Origin of the sequence: Pseudomonas sp. Pse1, assembly GCF_024519635.1 — a bacterium.
Classification (GTDB): domain Bacteria; phylum Pseudomonadota; class Gammaproteobacteria; order Pseudomonadales; family Pseudomonadaceae; genus Aquipseudomonas.
In genome coordinates this window covers 181,767-201,126 of sequence record NZ_JALJRO010000007.1, presented here as the reverse complement: position 1 = coordinate 201,126, position 19,360 = coordinate 181,767, and the positions used below count along the sequence as shown (strand labels likewise).

17 protein-coding genes are annotated in these 19,360 nt (G+C 61.7%); 5 read left to right on the top strand and 12 right to left on the bottom strand.

The features are described from left to right. The 10 genes from NR126_RS13165 to NR126_RS13120 all read right to left on the bottom strand — a co-directional run bounded on the left by NR126_RS13165 (position 1) and on the right by NR126_RS13120 (position 10,777). Positions 1 to 2,247 (bottom strand): arginine/lysine/ornithine decarboxylase, encoded by a 2,247-nt coding sequence (locus tag NR126_RS13165; protein ID WP_256830391.1) that lies wholly within the window; start codon positions 2,245 to 2,247, stop codon positions 1 to 3. 253 nt (positions 2,248 to 2,500) lie between these two features. Beyond that, positions 2,501 to 3,253, bottom strand: coding sequence for a DNA polymerase III subunit epsilon (gene dnaQ, locus NR126_RS13160; protein WP_027616517.1), 753 nt, complete (start codon positions 3,251 to 3,253; stop codon positions 2,501 to 2,503). Between the two features lie 93 nt (positions 3,254 to 3,346). Next, the gene (locus NR126_RS13155) at positions 3,347 to 4,120 is read right to left on the bottom strand and encodes a 1,6-dihydroxycyclohexa-2,4-diene-1-carboxylate dehydrogenase (protein ID WP_027616516.1); all 774 of its coding nucleotides are present in this window, start codon (positions 4,118 to 4,120) and stop codon (positions 3,347 to 3,349) included. A 137-nt stretch (positions 4,121 to 4,257) separates the two neighbouring features. After that, a complete protein-coding gene (gene benC, locus NR126_RS13150) occupies positions 4,258 to 5,271 on the bottom strand; it encodes a benzoate 1,2-dioxygenase electron transfer component BenC (RefSeq protein ID WP_105754567.1) in 1,014 nt (337 codons plus the stop codon). Positions 5,272 to 5,281: 10 nt separating this feature from the next. Continuing rightward, positions 5,282 to 5,770, bottom strand: coding sequence for a benzoate 1,2-dioxygenase small subunit (gene benB, locus NR126_RS13145; RefSeq protein ID WP_105754568.1), 489 nt, complete (start codon positions 5,768 to 5,770; stop codon positions 5,282 to 5,284). Next, positions 5,767 to 7,131: a benzoate 1,2-dioxygenase large subunit gene (gene benA, locus NR126_RS13140; protein ID WP_256830387.1), complete on the bottom strand. Its 1,365-nt coding sequence runs from the start codon at positions 7,129 to 7,131 to the stop codon at positions 5,767 to 5,769. The genes benB and benA overlap by 4 nt, the downstream gene beginning before the upstream one ends. A gap of 138 nt (positions 7,132 to 7,269) precedes the next feature. Then, positions 7,270 to 8,226 (bottom strand): AraC family transcriptional regulator, encoded by a 957-nt coding sequence (locus tag NR126_RS13135; RefSeq protein ID WP_027616512.1) that lies wholly within the window; start codon positions 8,224 to 8,226, stop codon positions 7,270 to 7,272. Positions 8,227 to 8,347: 121 nt separating this feature from the next. Continuing rightward, positions 8,348 to 9,277 (bottom strand): catechol 1,2-dioxygenase, encoded by a 930-nt coding sequence (gene catA, locus NR126_RS13130; protein ID WP_027616511.1) that lies wholly within the window; start codon positions 9,275 to 9,277, stop codon positions 8,348 to 8,350. Between the two features lie 50 nt (positions 9,278 to 9,327). Next, positions 9,328 to 9,618, bottom strand: coding sequence for a muconolactone Delta-isomerase (gene catC, locus NR126_RS13125; RefSeq protein WP_256830386.1), 291 nt, complete (start codon positions 9,616 to 9,618; stop codon positions 9,328 to 9,330). 10 nt (positions 9,619 to 9,628) lie between these two features. Beyond that, positions 9,629 to 10,777, bottom strand: a complete 1,149-nt coding sequence (locus NR126_RS13120) for a muconate cycloisomerase family protein (RefSeq protein WP_027616509.1) — start codon at positions 10,775 to 10,777, stop codon at positions 9,629 to 9,631. Positions 10,778 to 10,904: 127 nt separating this feature from the next. On the opposite strand from NR126_RS13120, the gene NR126_RS13115 reads away from it, so the two are divergent. Further along, complete coding sequence (locus NR126_RS13115) at positions 10,905 to 11,807, top strand: LysR family transcriptional regulator (RefSeq protein WP_027616508.1); 903 nt, start codon at positions 10,905 to 10,907, stop codon at positions 11,805 to 11,807. On the opposite strand, the gene rnhA is transcribed toward NR126_RS13115, so the two are convergent. Together rnhA and NR126_RS13105 are read right to left on the bottom strand one after the other, a co-directional pair. Continuing rightward, a complete protein-coding gene (gene rnhA / locus NR126_RS13110; protein ID WP_027616507.1) occupies positions 11,792 to 12,244 on the bottom strand; it encodes a ribonuclease HI in 453 nt (150 codons plus the stop codon). The two genes, NR126_RS13115 and rnhA, sit on opposite strands and share 16 nt — an antisense overlap. A 91-nt stretch (positions 12,245 to 12,335) precedes the next feature. Then, entirely contained in the window at positions 12,336 to 13,094 is a 759-nt protein-coding gene (locus NR126_RS13105; RefSeq protein ID WP_256830385.1) for a class I SAM-dependent methyltransferase, read from the bottom strand. A 65-nt stretch (positions 13,095 to 13,159) separates the two neighbouring features. Between NR126_RS13105 and gloB the strand changes: the two genes are divergently transcribed. The 4 genes from gloB to NR126_RS13085 all read left to right on the top strand — a co-directional run bounded on the left by gloB (position 13,160) and on the right by NR126_RS13085 (position 19,360). Further along, positions 13,160 to 13,927 carry a hydroxyacylglutathione hydrolase gene (gloB, locus tag NR126_RS13100; RefSeq protein WP_027616505.1) on the top strand — a complete coding sequence of 256 codons (768 nt, stop codon included), beginning with the start codon at positions 13,160 to 13,162 and terminating at the stop codon, positions 13,925 to 13,927. 99 nt (positions 13,928 to 14,026) lie between these two features. Further along, positions 14,027 to 15,451, top strand: coding sequence for a transglycosylase SLT domain-containing protein (locus NR126_RS13095; RefSeq protein WP_256830384.1), 1,425 nt, complete (start codon positions 14,027 to 14,029; stop codon positions 15,449 to 15,451). A gap of 238 nt (positions 15,452 to 15,689) precedes the next feature. Further along, entirely contained in the window at positions 15,690 to 17,522 is a 1,833-nt protein-coding gene (locus tag NR126_RS13090; RefSeq protein WP_256830383.1) for an extracellular solute-binding protein, read from the top strand. Continuing rightward, positions 17,519 to 19,360: an extracellular solute-binding protein gene (locus NR126_RS13085; RefSeq protein ID WP_256830382.1), complete on the top strand. Its 1,842-nt coding sequence runs from the start codon at positions 17,519 to 17,521 to the stop codon at positions 19,358 to 19,360. The genes NR126_RS13090 and NR126_RS13085 overlap by 4 nt, the downstream gene beginning before the upstream one ends.

Sequence of the window (19,360 nt, the reverse complement as noted above, 5' to 3'; positions counted from 1 at the left end):
TCAGGTGCAAATACAGTCGACGGTGTAGCAGCGCCCGCTGCCCGCGTCTTCGTGTTGCAGGCCGTGCACATCGGCGACGAACCCGGGAAAACTGATGTCAAAGGTACGGGCGAATGCCAGGTAGTCGATGATCGAGCGGGTCGCCTCGGTGAAACGCTCGCCTGGCATGATCAGCGGGATACCTGGTGGGTACGGTACCAGCATCACCGCGGCGATGCGCCCTGGCAATTGATCGATCGGCACCGCCTCGACGTCGCCGCGCACCAGATGGTCGTAGGCCTCGGCCGGTTTCATCGCCACTTCAGGCAGCACGGTGTACATGCGTTTGAGGTGTTTGGCCGTGGCATTGCTGCGGTAACACGCGTGCAACTGATCGCACAGATCGCGCAGCCCCATGCCCAGGTAACGCGCCGGGTCACACCGGGACACACACGGCAAGCAGGCGGCGAGACTGAGGTTGGCGTCGTAACTGCGCTTGAACTCCAGCAATTCGGTGAGCAAGGTGCTCCACTTGCCCTTGGTAATGCCCATGGAAAACAACACCAGGAACGAATACAGCCCGGTTTTTTCCACCACCAGCCCGCGCTCCCAGAGGAACTTGCTGACCACCGCCGCCGGAATCCCTCGCTCGCTCAAGGCGCCGCCAGCGGTCAGACCGGGCATCACCAGAGTGACTTTGACCGGGTCCAGCAGCACGTAGTCCTCGGCGACGTCGCCAAAGCCATGCCATTCCGCGTCCGGCTGCAACAGCCAGTCGGCGGTGGCGATTCCGGTCACCTGCGGCGGCTGCCAGATCGAAAACCACCAGTCGTCGGCGTTGATGTGTTGGCGCAAATTGTCCAGGGCGCGACGAAAACTCAGGGCCTCATCGAACATTTCCTGCAACAGCGAACGCCCGGCCGGGCCTTCCATCATCGCCGAGGCGACGTCCAGAGAGGCGATGATGCTGTACTGCGGCGAGGTCGAGATGTGCATCATGAACGCTTCATTGAAACGGTCGCGATCCAGTTGCCGGGCTCCGCCGTCCTGCACATGGATCATCGAGGCCTGGCTGAAGGCGGCCAACAGCTTGTGCGTGGAATGGGTGGTGAACACCAGCGGGCTGGTGGGCGAGCGCGAAGTGCCCATGCCATAGCGACCGGCGAAGAACTCGTGGAAAGCCGCGTAGGCGTACCAGGCCTCGTCGAAATGCAGGACTTCGACGCTGTCGCCCAGGGTTTGCTTGATCAGCTCGGCGTTGTAGCACAGGCCGTCGTAGGTTGAATTGGTGACAACCGCCAGCTTGACCTTGGCTGGCCGTCCACGGGTCAGCGGGCTGGCGTCGATCTTGGCGCGGATCGACTCGGGGCTGAATTCACTCAGGGGAATCGGCCCGATGATCCCCAGCTCATTGCGCTCGGGGCAGAGGTACAGGGGGATGGCGCCGGTCATGATGATCGAGTGCAGCACCGATTTATGGCAGTTGCGATCCACCAGCACCAGGTCGTCGCGGGCGACCATGGCCTGCCAGACGATCTTGTTGGCGGTGGACGTGCCGTTGATTACGAAAAAGGTGTGATCGGCGCCGAAATTGCGCGCCGCCCGCGCCTCGGCTTCGGCCAACGGACCGGTGTGATCCAGCAGCGAGCCGAGCTCGGGCACCGACACCGAGAGGTCGCAGCGCAAGGTGTTCTCGCCAAAAAATTGGTGGAATGCCTGCCCCACCGGACTTTTGTGATAGGCCACGCCGCCGCCATGCCCCGGTGTGTGCCAGGAGTAGTTCGAGTCGGCGGTGTGCTGCACCAGGGCGCGGAAAAACGGCGGCAACAGGCCATCCAGGTAGGTGCGTGCCGCCCGCGCCACCTGGCGTGCAAGAAAGGCCACGGTGTCTTCGAACAGGTAGAGAATCCCACGCAGTTGGTTCAACTCGCTCATGGCATCGGCGGGGGCGTTTTCCAGGGTCACCTGTTCGCCGAGGGCGAAGATTGGCAGGTTGGGTGCGCGGGCGCGGGCGACGCGGATCAGCTCGACCATGTTCTGCAGCAGATGGGTGTTTTCCCCGGCGCCCTCGGCGGCAATCAACACGCACGCCAGGCCGTGGTGGGTGGCGGCGACCAGGCGGCCTTCGGCGTAATCCACCGCCGAGAAAATGCTGAAGCCTTCCTGCTCCAGCTCGCGGGCGATACCGCGCACACGGTCGCCGGCGACGGTGTCGGCCTTGATGTCGCGGTGAACGATAAGGACCGGGAATTTCAAGTCTTTGTACATGGGGAGCGGCGTCCTGAGATGACAGGCCATGGCCTGATCCCCGTCAGTCAAGGACCTTGTAGGAGCAAGCCTGCTCGCGATGGACTCAAGTACGCCGCGTGCCCTTTGCAGGAACGCGCTATCGTTGACGACCATCGCGAGCAGGCTCGCTCCTACAGTTGATCCCCATCGCTCAACTGATCGGCACTGGACCACACCTGCCTGAATACATTCAGGGTAGAAGGTCAAACCCCATGTCGCGAGGCCGCGTGTATCAGCCCTGGCTCTGCGCTTCGAGCAACTGGGTCCAGAGCGCCGGAGCGCCGGCGGACTTGGCGATGATTTCCAGGCGTGCGGCGTGCTCGGCCAGCTCTGCTTCGCTGGCGCGGATGATCCGTGCTGGCGTGCGGTCGGCCGGCAAGCGGCGGATTTCCGTGGCCTGGCTGCCGGAGCCGTCACCGGCACCGTCAGAGGCATTACCCGCCAGCGACAGGCTGGTCTGGCCGCCGGTCATGGTCAGGTAGACGTCGGCGAGAATCTCCGAGTCGAGCAAGGCGCCGTGCAGTTCACGGCCGGAGTTGTCGACGCCGTAGCGTTTGCACAGGGCATCGAGGCTGTTGCGCTGGCCGGGGTGACGCTCACGGGCCATCAACAGGGTGTCGAGGATCGAGCAGTGCTGGGTGATGTCGGCCAGGTCGTGGCGACCCATCAGCGCGAATTCGTTGTTAATGAAGCCAACGTCGAACGCCGCGTTGTGGATGATCAGCTGCGCGCCCTTGATGAACTCGAAGAACTCATCGGCCACTTCGGCGAAGCGCGGCTTGCCCACCAGGAACTCGTTGGTGATGCCGTGGACGCCAATCGCGCCCTCGTCACTTTCCCGGTCCGGCTGCAGATAGACGTGGAAATGCCGGCCGGTCAGGCGTCGACCAAGCAACTCGACGCAACCGATCTCGATGATCCGGTGGCCGTCGGTCACCGGCATACCGGTGGTTTCAGTGTCGAGCACCACCATCCTTTGAGCCATCTTGTTTCAACCCCTCATCGTGCCGTTTTGCGTAAGGGCGCGATCTTATCACAGAGCGTACGAGGCACGCCGACCGGGTCGATCGGCGTGGGCTCAGCCCTGGTCGCCACCGCCCACGGGCATTACCAGTCCGGTGATGTAGGCCGCATCATCGGAGGCGAGGAACAGGATCGGCTCGACTTGCTCGTCGATGGTGCCGTAGCGCTTCATCAGGGTGCTATCGACGGTCTGGTCGACGATCTGCTGGTACCAAACCTTCTCCTCGGGGCTTTGTTCGGCGCTGTTGCGCGGGATGCGTCGTGGCGGCGCTTCGGTGCCGCCCGGAGCCGTGGCGTTGACGCGGATGCCGCGCTCGGCGGTTTCGAATGCCAGACAGGCGGTCAGCGCGTTGACTCCGCCCTTGGCGGCGCCGTAGGGCACCCGGTTGACGCTGCGGGTGGCGATCGACGAGACGTTGACAATCGCACCACTGCCCTGCGCCAGCATGAATGGCAAGGCGGCGTGGCAGCACCACAGGGTGGGAAACAGCGAACGCCGCACTTCGGCTTCGATCTGCTGTTCTTCGTAGTGCTCGAAAGGCTTGGCCCAGATGGTGCCACCGACGTTGTTGATCAGAATGTCGAGCCGACCGAAACGCTCTACCGCGGCCTGCATGACCCGGCTGCACTCGGCGTATTGCTCAAGATCGGCGGTCAGGGCCAGCACTGGGTGCTTGCCGGCCAGTTCGGCTTCGAGTTCGAACACCAGCTCCGAGCGGTCGACCAGCACCAGGCGCGCGCCCTCGGCTGCCAAACGCTCGGCCACCCGCCGGCCGATCCCTTGGGCGGCGCCGGTGACCAGGGCGATTTTGTCTTGGAATCTGTGCATGTTGGGTTCCTTTGAATCATGGACATCTGACTGGACAGCACCCCTGTAGGAGCATGGCGATGGCGGTGTATCAGGTACACCGCGGCGGCCCGACAAGCCAGCTCCCACAAAGTCAACGGACCATCCGCCGACCTCGATCACGCCGCGCTGGCAGCAAATTTCTCGTAGTAGAAGTTCTTCGGCGCAATGCCCTGTTCGCGGATGTACTGGCTGACCGCTTCGACCATCGGCGGCGGGCCGCAGAGGTAGACGTCGACGTCGCCCTCGTTGAGGTGCTGCGGTTCGATGTGCTGGGTCACGTAGCCCTTGAGCGGATGAGCGCTTTGCGGATTCGCCACGCAGGCACTGAAGCTGAAGTTGGGGATGCGCGCGGCCAGGTCCTGCAGGCGATCCAGTTCTACCAGGTCGAAATCGTTGGTCACCCCGTAGATCAGATGCAGCGGATAGGCACTGCCCTGCTCGGCGATTTTCTCCAGCATCGCGGTGAACGGCGCCAGGCCGGTGCCGCCGGCCAGCAACAGCAGCGGGCGCTGGATTTCGCGCAGGTAGAAACTGCCCAGTGGCCCGGCCAGGCTCATGCTGTCGCCGGCCTTGGCGATGCCGGTGAGGAAACTGCTCATCAGGCCGCCCGGGACGTTGCGTATCAGGAAGCTGACCTCGCCGTCGCGTTGCAACGAACTGAAGGAATAGGCACGGGTCTGCTCGCTGCCGGGAATCCCCAGGTTGACGTATTGCCCCGGCAGGAACGCCAGTTTGCTCAAGGCGTCGCCCTTGATCGACAGAGCAATGGTGCTGTCGGACAACTGCCGCACCTGGCTGATGGCCGCGCTGTAGCTGGCCTGCTGGGTCCGGCAGACGTCCGAGGACGCCGGCACCCGCACCACGCAATCGCTCAGGGCGCGCATCTGGCAAGTCAGCACGAAGCCCTGCTCGGCTTCCTCGCTGCTCAAGGCGTCTTCGATGTATTCCTCGCCCAGTTCATAACGGCCAGCCTCCGCGAAACACTTGCAGGTACCGCAGGCGCCGTCGCGGCAGTCCAGCGGAATGTTGATGCCCTGACGGTACGCAGCATCGGCCACGGTCTCGCCCGGCTTGGCGTCGACGAACCGGGTCACGCCATCTTCGAAATTCAGTGCAATGGAATGCGTCATGACCGTGACCTCACAAATGGTAGACATCGATGACCTGGCGAACGTAGTCGTTCTTCAGGATCACTTTCTTGGCCTTGATCAGCGGGCTGTCGCCGCGCACGTCGAGGGTGTAGAAACTGCAACCGAAATAGCTGTCGACGGTCTTGTAGCGAAAGCTCAGGGTGTGCCAGTTGAAGCGCACCTTGCACAGGCCGTCAGCCTGTTCCAACAGCTCGATGTTGCTGATGTTGTGGGAGGTCCGGGTGTCCGGCACGCTGGCGCTGGAACGCTCGGTCTTGATCCGGAAGATGCGGTCCTCCAGGCCCATGCGGTTGCCGTACCAGATCAGTGAGATTTCCCGCTGTGGGTCTTCAGTCAACTCGTCGTTGTCATCCCAGGACGGCATCCAGAAACTGGCGTCAGCGGCGTACAGCTCCAGCCAGTTGTCCCAGTCCTTGTCATCGAGGTAGCGCGCTTCACGGTAGAGGAAGTCGCGCACGGCGTCGTAAGAAATGCTCATGCCAGCGCCTCCAGCTTGATCAAGGCCGACTGCTCTTCGGCCAGGGCCTTGAGCATGGTTTCCTGCCAGTATTTGTGCTGCAGCACGAACAGCCCTTCGTCTTCGGTGCGCACACCGCTGAGCAGTGGCTGCAGGTCGATCTCTTTGGCCGCCTCATCGGCGCCCTCGATCCAGTGCTCGGCACCACGGGACATGTCGTTCCAGGCCGTGTTGCTGCCCTGATAGCCCATCTGGCAGGAGCGGAACTCTTCCAGGTCATCCGGGGTGGCCATGCCGCTGACGTTGAAGAAGTCTTCGTACTGGCGGATCCGGCTGGAGCGCGCGGTGTCGCTTTCGCCTTTGGGGGCGATGCAATAAATGGTGATTTCCGTGCGATTGACCGAGATCGGCCGGGCGATGCGAATCTGCGAACTGAACTGGTCCATCAGATAAACGTTGGGGTACAGGCACAGGTTGCGCGAGTTTTCGATCATCCAGTCGGCGCGGGCCTTGCCGAAGTCGCGGGCGAGTTCGTCGCGACGCTCGTACAGCGGCCGGTCCTCGGGGTTCGACCAGCGGGTCCAGAGCAGCATGTGCCCCTTGTCGAACGAGTAGAAACCGCCGCCCTGCTTGGCCCAGGTGCCGGCGCTCATGGTCGGGTTCTCGTCGCCGCATTCGCGTTGCTTGCGCTGGTTCTGGGTCGCCGCGTAGTTCCAGTGCACCGAGCTGACGTGGTAGCCGTCGGCGCCGTTTTCGGCGGTGAGTTTCCAGTTACCTTCATAGATGTAGCTGCTGGAGCCGCGCAGGACTTCCAGGCCGTCCACCGACTGATCGACGATCATGTCGATGATCTTCGCCGACTCACCCAGGTGCTCCACCAGCGGCACCACGTCGGCCTTGAGGCTGCCGAACAGGAAGCCACGGTAGGACTCGAAGCGCGCCACCTTGGTCAGGTCGTGGGAGCCCTCGCAGTTGAAGCTCGCCGGGTAGCCGGCCGCCGCTGGATCCTTGACCTTGAGCAGTTTGCCGGAGTTGTTGAAGGTCCAACCATGGAACGGGCAGGTATAGGAGCTCTTATTGCCGGTTTTGTGCCGGCAGAGCATGGCGCCACGGTGGCTGCAGGCATTGAGAAAAGCGTTGAGCTCACCGTCCTTGTTACGGGCGATAAAGATCGATTGGCGGCCCATGGTGGTGGTGTAGAAATCGTTCTTGTTGGGAATCTGGCTCTCGTGAGCGAGGTACAGCCAGTTGCCCTCGAAAATGTGTTGCATTTCAAGATCGAACAGGCGCGGGTCGGTAAACATCTCCCGCTTGCAACGGAAGAGGCCCTGTTCTTTATCGTCTTCGAGCAGGGATTGAAGATATTCGGGTCGCAGGGTCATGGCCGCCGCCTCCATTGTTATTGTTCAGGCAAGGCTCATGCTAGAACGGGCGCTGGAGGGCCAATATCCACTGGGTGCAAAGCACTATCCGTTTTGTGCAACCAGGTCGATACGCGGGCTGCGCGCATCGACTGACGATCAGTGGCGGCGCTTGAGGGTGTCCGACGGCAATTCGTCGAACTGCTTTCGGTAGCTTTCGGAAAACCGGCCCAGGTGCAGGAAACCGTAATCCATGGCCAGCTCGGTGACGTTGCGCACGGTGCAGGTGGGGTCGCTGAGACAGGCGTTGACCCGTTCCAGCTTCTTCTGGCGAATGTAGTTTTTTGGCGTGGTCGCGGCATATCGCTCGAACAGCCCGTACAGCGAACGCAGGCTCATGCTCGCCTGGCGGGCCAGTTCCTCGCTGCAGATGTCCTGCTTGAGGTTGCGCTCGATGTAATCGGTGATCCGCTCGAAGCAGGCAGTCTGCGAACCAAGGCCGGCGCGGCTGACGTTGGTTTTCATCAGGCTGAGCATCTTGCTGACGATGATCTGTGCGTAGTGATCCTGGACCCGCGGCATGCTGTCGAACGCTTCGGCCTCCTGACAGATCATGCCCAGCAGGTTGAAGAAGCCTTCCAACTCATCCAGTTGATAGCGATTTTCGAGAAAGCGCACGCCCTGCCCCGAGTGCAACCAGCGCTGCTCCTGGCACACCGATTCCAGCAGGCTGGCGGGCATTTTCAGGATGAATTTTTCGCAGTCGTCGGAATAGGTCAGGTCCACCGGATCGTCCGGATTGATCAGCAACAACTCGCCGGGAGCGAAGTAATGCTCCTGACGATGGCCGCGCCACAGGCAGTGGCCACGCAGCAGGACTTGCAGGTGAAAGATAGTTTCCAGGGCTGGTGAGGTGACCCGCACGCTGCCGCCGTAGCTGATACGGCACAGGTCCAGGCTGGCGAATTTGCTGTGATTGAGACTGGCCTGCGGGCTGCCGCTGCCAGGCAGGCGGATGCAGTGGTTGCCCACGTGTTGATTGACGTACTCCGACACCGCATAGGGGTCGGCCTGGGCAAACACGCGGCTGCGCTCACTCAATAGATGCGCTTGCATAACCGTCTCTCTCATTGTTGTTATGGGTACATCGGACCGGGCCATTGTATGCCAGGTGCCACAACGGCAAAAACCACGAGATAAACGGTGGTTTATCTCGTGGTCGGTGAGCCGCGTGTTATCAGTCTTCCAGGGCGCGAACTCGCTCGTGACGCTGCTGCTCGTCAGGCTGAGCCGAGGACTGCAGGGTGAAATCGAACTCGATTTCGGCGAATTGCCCGCTCACGCCGTAGGCTGCGGCGCGTTGCTGATCGTCGCTGAAGGTGATCTTGGCGATCAGTTCGTCGCGGGTGGCGTAGGCAAAGTCGTCGTGCAGGTACTTGTCGCCATCCAGGTTGATCTGGGTGGTCAGGTGACGATGATCGTCTGCCGAGATGAAGAAGTGGATGTGCGCCGGACGCTGGCCGTGACGGCCCAGTTGATCGAGCAGTTGCTGGGTCGGACCGTCCGGTGGGCAGCCGTAGCCCGACGGCACGATGCTGCGGAAACGATAGCGACCTTCGGCATCGGTGACGATACGACGACGCAGGTTGAATTCCGACTGGCTGCCATCGAAGTACGAGTAAGTGCCGCCGGTGTTGGCGTGCCAGACGTCGACCACGGCGCCGGCCAGTGGCGAGCCGTCGGTGTTCTTCACTTGGCCTTGCATGAACAGCACCACACCCGGATCGACGCCGTCGTCCAGGCGCGCTTCGCCGGTGGACAGCGGCGCACCGGCTACGTACAGCGGGCCCTCAATGGTGCGCGGGGTGCCGCCGGTTTTACCGGCCTGCTCGTCTTCCGCGTCCATCAGCAGGTCGAGGTAGTGCTCCAGGCCTAGGCCGGCAACCAGCAGGCCCGCTTCCTGGCGTGCGCCGAGGACGTTCAGGTAGTTCACCGCTTTCCAGAACTCTTCCGGGGTCACGTTGAGGTCTTCGATGATGTTCACCGAGTCGCGCAGGATGCGGTAGATCAGCGCCTTGGCGCGCGGGCTGCCTTCATCGTTATGCAGGCCACTGGCTTCTTCGAGAAACTTCTGGGCAGTGGCAGTGTGGGAAATTTTGACGTTCATGATTATTCCTCATCTTGTAGTTATTAGAGTGCAGTACGGACGACGCCGGCTCAGCGATCGTCTTCGTGAATAGAAGAAGGATGCCTGCACATCGCGTTCACTTCGATGGCCATGTACGGGTACAGCGGCAGTTGCATCAAGGTGTCGTGCAGTTCCTGCACGCTGTCGACGTCGAACACGCTGTAGTTGGCGTAGAGCCCGGCGATTCGCCACAGGTGCCGCCACTTGCCCTGTTCCTGCAGGCGCTGGGCCAAGGCCTTTTCATCGGCCTTGAGCTTGGCAGCCCGCTCGGGATTCATGTCGACCGGCAGGTTCACGGTCATTTTTACGTGGAACAGCATGCGCATCTCCTCAGGCGGAATACAGGGTGGTGGCGGTTTTGTCACGGCGGAAGAACGCCAGGCGCTCCTCGTCCAGGCTCAGGCCAAGGCCCGGCTCGCGTGAAACGTGCAATTGGAAATCACGGTACACCGGTGGCTCGCTGAGAATATCTTCGGTCAGCAGCAAGGGGCCGAACAGCTCTGTGTCCCAGCTCAGTTTGTTCAGGGTCAGGAACGCATGGGCCGAGGCCAGGGTGCCGATCCCGCCTTCGAGCATGGTGCCGCCGTACAGGCCGATCCCCGCTGCTTCGGCAATGGCGGCGGTGCGCAACACGGCGCGAGGGCCACCATTCTTGGCGATTTTCAGGGCGAACACCGACGCCGCGCCTTCGCGGGCCAGGTTGAAGGCGTCTTCGACGCACTCGATGGACTCGTCGGCCATGATTGGCGCCGGGCTCATTTCATTGAGGCGGACCATGCCGGAACGGTTGTTGCGCGAGATTGGCTGCTCGATCAGGTCGATGCCGTTGCCGCCGAGAATCCGGCAGGCGCGCAAGGCCACGGCCTCGTCCCAGGCCTGGTTGACGTCGACCCGCACACTGGCGCGATCGCCGAGGGCTTTCTTGATCGCGATCACGTGAGCCAGGTCACGGTCGACTTCGCCGGCACCGATCTTCAATTTGAAAATCCGGTGACGACGCAGGTCGAGCATCTGTTCGGCTTCGGCGATGTCCTTGGCGGTGTCGCCGCTGGCCAGGGTCCAGGCCACGGGCAGCGCGTCACGCACACGGCCACCGAGCAACTCACTGACCGGCAAACCAAGGCGCTTGCCCTGAGCGTCGAGCAAGGCGGTTTCGATACCGGACTTGGCGAAAGTGTTGCCACGGATGCTGCGATCCAGACGCAGCATCGCGGCGTTGATGTTGCAGGCGTCCTGGCCCAGCAACAGCGGCGTAAAGTGCTGGTCGATGTTGGTCTTGATGCTGTCCGGGCTTTCGTTGCCGTAGGCCAGGCCACCGATGGTGGTCGACTCACCGATACCTTCGATGCCGTCGGCGCAGCGCACACGGATGATCACCAGGGTCTGGTTCTGCATGGTATGCATCGCCAGCTTGTGCGGGCGGATAGTCGGCAGATCGACGATGATCGTCTCGATCGATTCAATGGCAGAAGAAAGCATGTCCATACCCATCAGGTTCTTGAAGTTCTGGGACCGATTCTCGTACGGCTTTTTTCCGGGTTCCAATATAGAATTGGTCTGGATCGATACCTTTTAGGTATTTTCAAGATTCGACTGTGGAGGACTCATGGAACTACGTCATTTGCGCTACTTCCAGGTGCTGGGGCACACCCTGAATTTCACCCGCGCCGCCGAGCGCCTGCACATCGCCCAACCGCCTTTGAGCCGGCAGATCCAGCAATTGGAAGATGAGTTGGGGGTGGTCCTGCTGGAGCGCGGACGGCCGCTGCGCCTGACCGAGGCCGGGCGGTTTTTCCTTGAGCACTCCACGGCGCTGCTGGAGCAACTGCACAAAGTCTGCGACAACACCCGGCGGATTGGCCTGGGCGAGAAAACCTGGCTGGGTATCGGTTTTGCGCCATCGACTCTGTACGGTGTACTCCCCGAGTTGATCAGGCGCCTGCGCAGCAACGACGCCCTGGAGCTGGAGTTGGGCTTGTCGGAAATGACCACCCTGCAGCAGGTGCAGGCGCTCAAAGCGGGTCGGATCGATGTCGGTTTCGGGCGGATTCGTATCGATGACCCGGCGATCATCCAAACCGTGCTCAACGAAGACCGCCTGGTCGCCGCCCTGCCCGCCGGCCATCCGCTGCTGGCCCGACCCATCAGCCTCAGCGAGCTGGCCAACGAGCCCTTCGTGCTCTATCCCGGTAACCCACGGCCAAGCTACGCCGACCATGTGATCGCGTTGTTCGAGTCTTATGGGGTGAGCATCAAGGTGGCGCAGTGGACCAACGAACTGCAGACGGCGATCGGCCTGGTGGGTGCGGGCATCGGCGTGACCCTGGTGCCGGCGTCGGTGCAATTGCTGCACCGCGACGACATCGGCTTCACCCCGGTCCTGGAAAACAACGCCACCTCGCCGATCATTCTCAGTCAGCGCATTGGCGACGTTTCACCGGGGTTGAAGCACTGTTTGCGCTTGATCGACGAACTGCGCAGCTTTTCAGCCGATCAGGCCTGCTTGTAACCGCGCACATCATCGACGCCGCGGTTGGCCAACTGGTCGGCGCGCTCGTTACCCGGATGGCCGATGTGGCCACGCACCCACTTCCAGGTCACGTTGTGGCGATTAACCTGTTCGTCCAGTTGCATCCACAGGTCGGCATTCTTGACCGGTTCCTTGGCAGCGGTTTTCCAGCCGCGCTTTTTCCAGTTGACCATCCACTCGTTGATGCCCTTCATCACGTACTGCGAGTCGGTCACCAGCAGCACATCGCAGGGCCGCTTGAGCTCTTCCAGGCCACGAATTGCCCCCATCAACTCCATGCGGTTGTTGGTGGTGTTGGCTTCGCCGCCCCAGAGCTCCTTTTCCACGCCCTTGCACACCAGCAAGGCGCCCCAGCCGCCGGGGCCGGGGTTGCCCTTGCAGGCGCCATCGGTGAAGAGTTCTACGCTATCGCTCATGCAATCTATCCAGAATAAGTCGGTGGCTTGTCGGCCTGGGTCGACAATGCCTGGGCCGGGCGAACCCGGCTGGAGTAATAAGGAAGGGGGGTTACGGCTTGCTGTCGCGTCGGTTGACCTTGGCCATCGGCAGCGGGATCAGCTTGCCCATCGGCTCGCGCCGCACCTGGCGCACCGGGCGCAGGCCCACAACAATCTTGCGTGCGACCAATAGATAGAAGCCGCCACCGGACAGTTGCCAGTTACCCGCCCTGCGCTCCCAACCGGCCAGGCGAGCTTGCCAGGCAGGAGACGCAAGCGGCGGACGATAGCACCCGAAGCGGCGTTTCTCCAGCGCGAAGCCCAGCAGGTTGAGCCAGTCGGCCACTCGCGACGGCGAAATGCAGCGCGCCTTGCGCATCCCGTCAGCGGCGAACACATGGCGCATGCCCCAACTGCTCCAGGGGTTGATGCCGATGATCAGCAAATGCCCGCCAGGGCGGACGGCACTGGCGGCCTCGCGCAGCAGGCCGTGGGGCGACAGGCAGAAATCCAGGCCGTGCTGCATGACCACCACGTCGGCGGCGTGCTCGCTGAGCGGCCATGCCTGTTCTTCACAGACAATTTCCACCCCCGGCAGCGGCGCACCGAGGCGCACATTGCGTTGCACTTGCGGGGCGTTGGGCGGCGTTTCAGCCGAGGGCCCGTAATGCACCAGGTAGCCGCCGAAGAAGCGCCCGAGTTCGTCTTCGAGCATGCGCCGCTCTTCATTCAGCAGAAACTGGCCAATGGGCCCGGACAGCCACTCGCGGGCAGCGCCGATCAACTCCAGCCACTGCGGATCGGCCTGCGCGAACGCTTTATCGGTCATTGCATTCTCCAACTCGCCAGGAAGCTCTAAGATGCGCCAATGTATTCCGCTTGGCGAATTTCGTAATGATACCGATCACAGCCCTACCCGCCTTCACCGACAACTACATCTGGTTGTTACAAGATGAAGCAAATTTCCGCTGCGCCGTGGTCGATCCGGGCGATGCGGCACCGGTCCTGGCCTGGCTGGCGGAACATTCCGACTGGACCCTCAGCGATATTCTGGTCACCCACCATCACCATGACCACGTCGGCGGCGTCGAAACCCTCAAGCAAGCCACCGGGGCCAAGGTCTACGGCCCAGCCAGCGAAGCCATCCCGGCGCGCGACGTGGCCCTCAACGATAACGACCAGATCAGCGTACTCGGTCATACCTTCGACGTGTATGCGGTGCCGGGCCACACCCTCGGCCACATCGCTTACTACACCCCGGGCGTGTTGTTCAGTGGCGACACCCTGTTCGCCGCCGGTTGCGGCCGCCTGTTCGAGGGCACTGCGCAACAGATGCACCACTCGCTGAGCCGCCTCGCTGCCTTGCCGGACGCGACCCTGGTGTATTGCACCCACGAGTACACCCTGAGCAATCTGCGCTTTGCCGTCGCCGTCGAACCGAATAACCCGGACGTCGCCAAGCGCTTCAGGAATGTCTCGCAATTACGCGAAGCCGGGCAGATTACATTGCCGTCCAATCTGGCTTTGGAAAAGCTGACAAATCCCTTTTTGCGCACCGGCGAAACATCCGTTAAAGAAATATTAGACGAACGGAGTGACTCCAAAGACCGGGCGCCCAGTGAGGTTTTTGCGGCACTTCGGGCTTGGAAGGATAGGTTCTAAACAGGGCCAGCATAGGTCGGAAGATTCTCAAAGGTTGACCGCACCGGGTGCCCTTTCTAGAATCGCCCGACATTTTTGCCCGGAACTTACTTCCAGCCAATGTCGTCATCTATACGTAAATCCATCAAATCAGACGCATTGACCCGCCTGGCTCAAGCCATCGCGGTGGCTGTGTCCGCCACCCTGGCGGGCTGCAGCAGCACCGGTCAAGTGCCGCAAACCGATGCGGCACACACCCTGTCCGCACGCCCCAAGCAAAAGCCGATCTGGCTCAGCGAAAAACCCACGCCGGAGGTCCCGCAGGATGTCTGGGAGCGCATGCGCCAGGGTTTCCAGTTGCAGGACGGCCTGGGCGTCAACCCTCGGATCGAGCAACAGCGCCTGTGGTTCGCCAGTAATCCTTCCTACCTGGAAAGCGCCGGCGAACGCGGCAGCCTGTACATGCATTACATTGTCGAGCGCCTCGAAGAACGCAACATGCCGCTGGAGCTGGCGCTGCTGCCAGTGATTGAAAGCTCCTACAATCCCTTGGCCTATTCACCGGCCAACGCGGTAGGCCTGTGGCAGTTCATTCCGTCCACCGGACGTTACTTCAACCTGCGCCAGACCCGTTTCTATGATGGTCGTCGCGACATCACCGCGTCGACCACCGCCGCCCTGGATTACCTGACCAAGTTGCATGACATGTTCAACGGCGACTGGCTGCTGGCTCTGGCGGCCTACAACGCCGGCGAAGGCACGGTCAGCCGGGCCATCGAGCGCAACGAAAAACTCGGCCTGCCCACCGATTACTGGAACCTGCCACTGCCGTCGGAAACCCAGGCCTACGTGCCCAAGTTGCTCGCCCTGTCCCAGGTAGTGATCACCCCGCAAGCCTACGGCGTCAATCTCAACCCGATTGCCAACCAGCCCTACTTCGAAGTCGTTGAAATCAACCAGCGCATGGACCTGTCCAAGGTCGCCGCGGTGGCCAATATCGACGAAGACGAGTTGTTCCAGCTCAACCCGGCTTTCAAGCAACGCACCACCATCGACGGCCCCCAGCATCTGCTGGTGCCAACCTCCAAGGCACAGCTGCTGACGGCCAGCCTGTCGACCATGAAGCCCGAAGAGCTGATCAGCAAGCGGCCGCTCAAGCCGGTGTTCGACGGTGCCGACAGCCCGGCGATTGCCGGTGCCAAGCGCAGTTATCGGGTCAAGCGTGGCGACAACCTGACCGCCATCGCCAAGGCCAATAAGGTCGACGTCAAGGACCTGCAGCGCTGGAACAACCTCAGCGGCAAGCACCTCAAGGCCGGCCAGACCCTGGTCATGCAGGACACCCGCCGCAGCAGCGGCCGCACTACCACCACCCTAGCCGCCAACAGCAAGAAGCAGACGAAGTACAAGGTCCAGCGCGGTGACTCGCTGTACATGGTCGCCAAGCGTTTCAATGTCGAGATGCAACACCTCAAGCGCTGGAACCCACGGGTGGGCCAGGCGCTGAAGCCGGGGCAGTTGCTCACCGTCTCCTCGCCGCGCTGAGAGTCAATGCGTGTCTAATGGACGATAAGTGGTAGGAGCGAGCTTGCTCGCGAAAAATGTCAACGATGAGGCGCCCATTCTGAATAAATGCGGCGGCCTCAGGTTTTTCGCTGCGATGCGGCGTCCCGACAACCCAGCTCCTACATTTGAACAGCCCCCTCCTCCGGCTTTTTCCTGTCAAGACAAGCTGTTACTGTACGAACCATGTAGCCCAAGCCGCCTGGATCGAAACCCTGACTTGAAGCCTGTCTTTCCCCTCCTGCTGATCAGCCTGGCCTTGAGCTTCCCTGCGAGCGCAACCATCAGCGAAAGCCACGGTTATGCGCAGTTCGGCACACTCAAGTACCCAGCCCGCTTTACCCACTTCGACTGGGTAAATCCGCAAGCGCCCAAGGGCGGCACCTTGCGGTTGATGGCGTTTGGCACTTTTGACACCCTCAACCCCTACACCTTCAAGGGCACCAGCCCGGTTGCCACGCCCAATTTCCTGCAATACGGCATCAACGAGCTGAATGAGCCACTGATGGTCGGCACCGGGCAATACGCACCCTCCGGCGACGAGCCGGCATCCAGCTACGGGCTGATCGCGCAATCCGTGGAATACAGTGAGGACCGCAGCTGGGTGGTGTTCAACCTGCGCCCCGAGGCACGTTTCCACGACGGAAAAGCCATCACTGCCTACGACGTGGCCTTTTCCTACCGTTTATTGCTAAAGGAAGGTCACCCGCGCTACCGCACCAGTCTGCAGGAAGTGCAACGGGTCGATATCCTCAACCCGTTGCGCATCCGCTTCGTTTTCAAGCGCGCCGGCAACCCCCTGTTGATCCTGCGCCTTGGCGAGTTGCCGGTGTTGCCGCAGCACTACTGGAAAGGTCGCGACTTCAAGGCCACCACCTTCGAACCACCACTGGGCAGCGGGCCGTACCGCATCATCCAGGTTCAGCCGGGGCGACAGTTGCAGTTCGAACGGGTCAAGGATTACTGGGGCAAGGATCTGCCGGTCAATCGCGGCAAATACAACTACGACAAGGTCGAGGTCGAGTTTTACCGCGACAGCGACGTCGCTTTCGAAGCCTTTAAGGCCAACGAGTTCGACATCTACATCGAACACCAGGCGAAGAACTGGGCCAATGGCTATAACTTCCCCGCCGTGCGCCGGGGCGAGGTGATCAAGGCACAGATCAAGCACCAGATCCCGACCCAGACCCAGGGCCTGTTCATGAACACCCGGCGCAGCACGTTTGCCGACGCCAAGGTGCGCCAGGCCCTGGGCCTGATGTTTGACTTCGAATGGACCAACCGCACCCTGTTCAGCGGCGCCTACCAACGGGCCATGAGTTATTACCCCAACAGCGAATTCTCTGCCAGCGGCCTGCCGGTGGGCCACGAATGGCTGATGCTCTCGCCCTATCGCGAGCAGTTGCCCGCCAAGCTGTTCACCGAGCCGTTCAGCCTGCCGCGCACCGAGGGCCGCGGGATTCCCCGCGAGACCCTGCGCCAGGCCCTGGGCTTGCTGGCCGAAGCGGGCTGGAAGCTCAATGGCCAGCGCCTGCAGAACGCCGCCGGCCAGCCGTTGCGCCTGGAGATTCTGCTGGTCAACCCGAACCTGGAACGGATTCTCCAGCCCTACGCGGAAAACCTCGCCAGCATCGGCATCGACGCGCGCCTGCGCACGGTCGACCGCGCCCAGTACAAGCAGCGTCTGGACCAGTTCGATTTTGACATCATCCTCATGACCCTCGACCAGACCCTCAGCCCCGGGCTGGAGCAGTGGCAGTACTTCCATTCGAGCCAGGTCGCGGTCAAGGGCAGCAAGAACTACGCCGGCGTCGCCAACCCGGTGGTCGACCACCTGCTGGAACAGTTGCTCGCGGCCCAGTCCCGCGATGAACAATTGGCCGCCGGCAAGGCGTTGGACCGCGTGCTGCTGTGGCAGCACTACATCATTCCTAACTGGTACATCAATTATCACCGCCTGGCGTACCGTAACCGGTTCGCCTTCGTGACCACGCCGCCCTACACCCTGGGCCTGAACGCGTGGTGGCTGAAGACTTCGGAGAAAGCTCAATGATGCCTGTGCGTACCCTCCTCGGCCTGCTCCTCGCGGGTGTAGCCTGTGTCGCCCAAGCGGCGCCGCAACACGCCTTGACCCTGTACGACGAACCGCCCAAGTACCCGGCGAATTTCAAACACTTCGATTACGTCAATCCGGATGCGCCCAAAGGCGGGACCTTCCGCCAGGCCGGCTTCGGCAGCTTCGACAGCCTCAACCCCTTCATCAGCAAAGGCGTACCGGCCAACGACACCGACCTGATCTACGACACCCTGGCGCGGCAAAGCCTGGACGAACCCTTCACCGAATACGGGCTGATCGCCAGCAAGATCGAGAAAGCCCCGGACAATAGCTGGGTGCGCTACTACCTGCGCCCTGAGGCACGCTTCCATGACGGCCATCCGGTCCGTGCCGAGGACGTGGTGTTCAGCTTCCAGACCCTGATGAAAAGTGGCGCACCGCTGTATCGCGGCTACTACGGCGATGTCGACCAAGTGGTCGCCGAAGACCCACTGCGGGTGCTGTTCACCTTCAAGCACAACAACAATCGCGAGCTGCCGCTGATCATCGGTCAATTGCCCGTGCTGCCCAAGCACTGGTGGGAAAACCGCGACTTCACCAAGGGCAATCTCGAAGCGCCGTTGGGCAGCGGGCCGTACAAGGTCAGCGAGGTCAAGGCCGGACGTTCGATCCGTTACGAGCGGGTCAAGGACTACTGGGGCAAGGACCTGCCGATCAATCGCGGTTTCTATAACTTCGATGTGATGAGCACCGACTATTTCCGCGACAATACCGTCGCCCTGGAAGCCCTCAAGGCTGGCCAGTTCGATTACTGGCTGGAAATTTCCGCGAAAAACTGGGCCAACGCCTACAACATCCCGGCGGTCAGTGAAGGTCGACTGATCAAGGAACAGATCGTCAACGGCAACTCCACCGGCATGCAGGGCTTTGTCTTTAACCTGCGCCGGCCGCTGTTCCAGGACGTGCGGGTGCGTCAGGCCCTGAGCCTGTTGCTGGACTTCGAATGGACCAATAAACAGCTGTTCAACGGCGCCTACACCCGCACCCGCAGCTACTTCGAAAACTCGGAAATGGCCGCCACCGGGCTGCCGGATGAAGCCCAGTTGAAGATCCTCGAACCCCTGCGCGGCAAGATTCCCGAGCAAGTGTTCACTGAGGCCTTCGCCAACCCGCTGAGCGATGCCAGCGGCATGATCCGCGCCCAGCAACGCCAGGCCTATCAACTGCTGCAGGAAGCCGGTTGGCGCATTGTCGACGACAAGATGGTCGACGCCAGCGGCAAACCGGTGAAGATCGAATTCCTGCTGGCGCAGACCGAGTTCGAGCGCGTGCTGCTGCCGTTCAAGCGCAACCTCAGCGACCTCGGGATCGATTTGGAGATTCGCCGGGTCGACGTCTCGCAGTACATCAACCGCGTGCGCTCGCGGGACTTCGACATGGTGGTCGGCGGTTTCCCGCAGTCCAGTTCGCCGGGCAACGAACAGCGCGAGTTCTGGAAATCGGAAAGTGCCGACAAGCCGGGTAGCCGCAATTACATTGGCCTCAAGGACCCGGCCATCGACCAATTGGTGGAGGCGCTGATCAATGCCGACTCGCGCAGCAGCCTGGTGGCTCACGCCCGCGCCCTCGACCGAGTGCTGCAATGGGGCTATTACGTGATCCCCAACTGGCACATCAAGACCTGGCGTGTGGCCTACTGGAATCACCTTGGTCACCCCAAGGTTTCGCCGACCTTCGACATCGGCATCAATACCTGGTGGATCAAGCCCGACGCCAAGCCGGCGATCGAGGTGCTGAAACAAGAGCAAGCCGAACCTGCGGCCGGGGAGCAATAA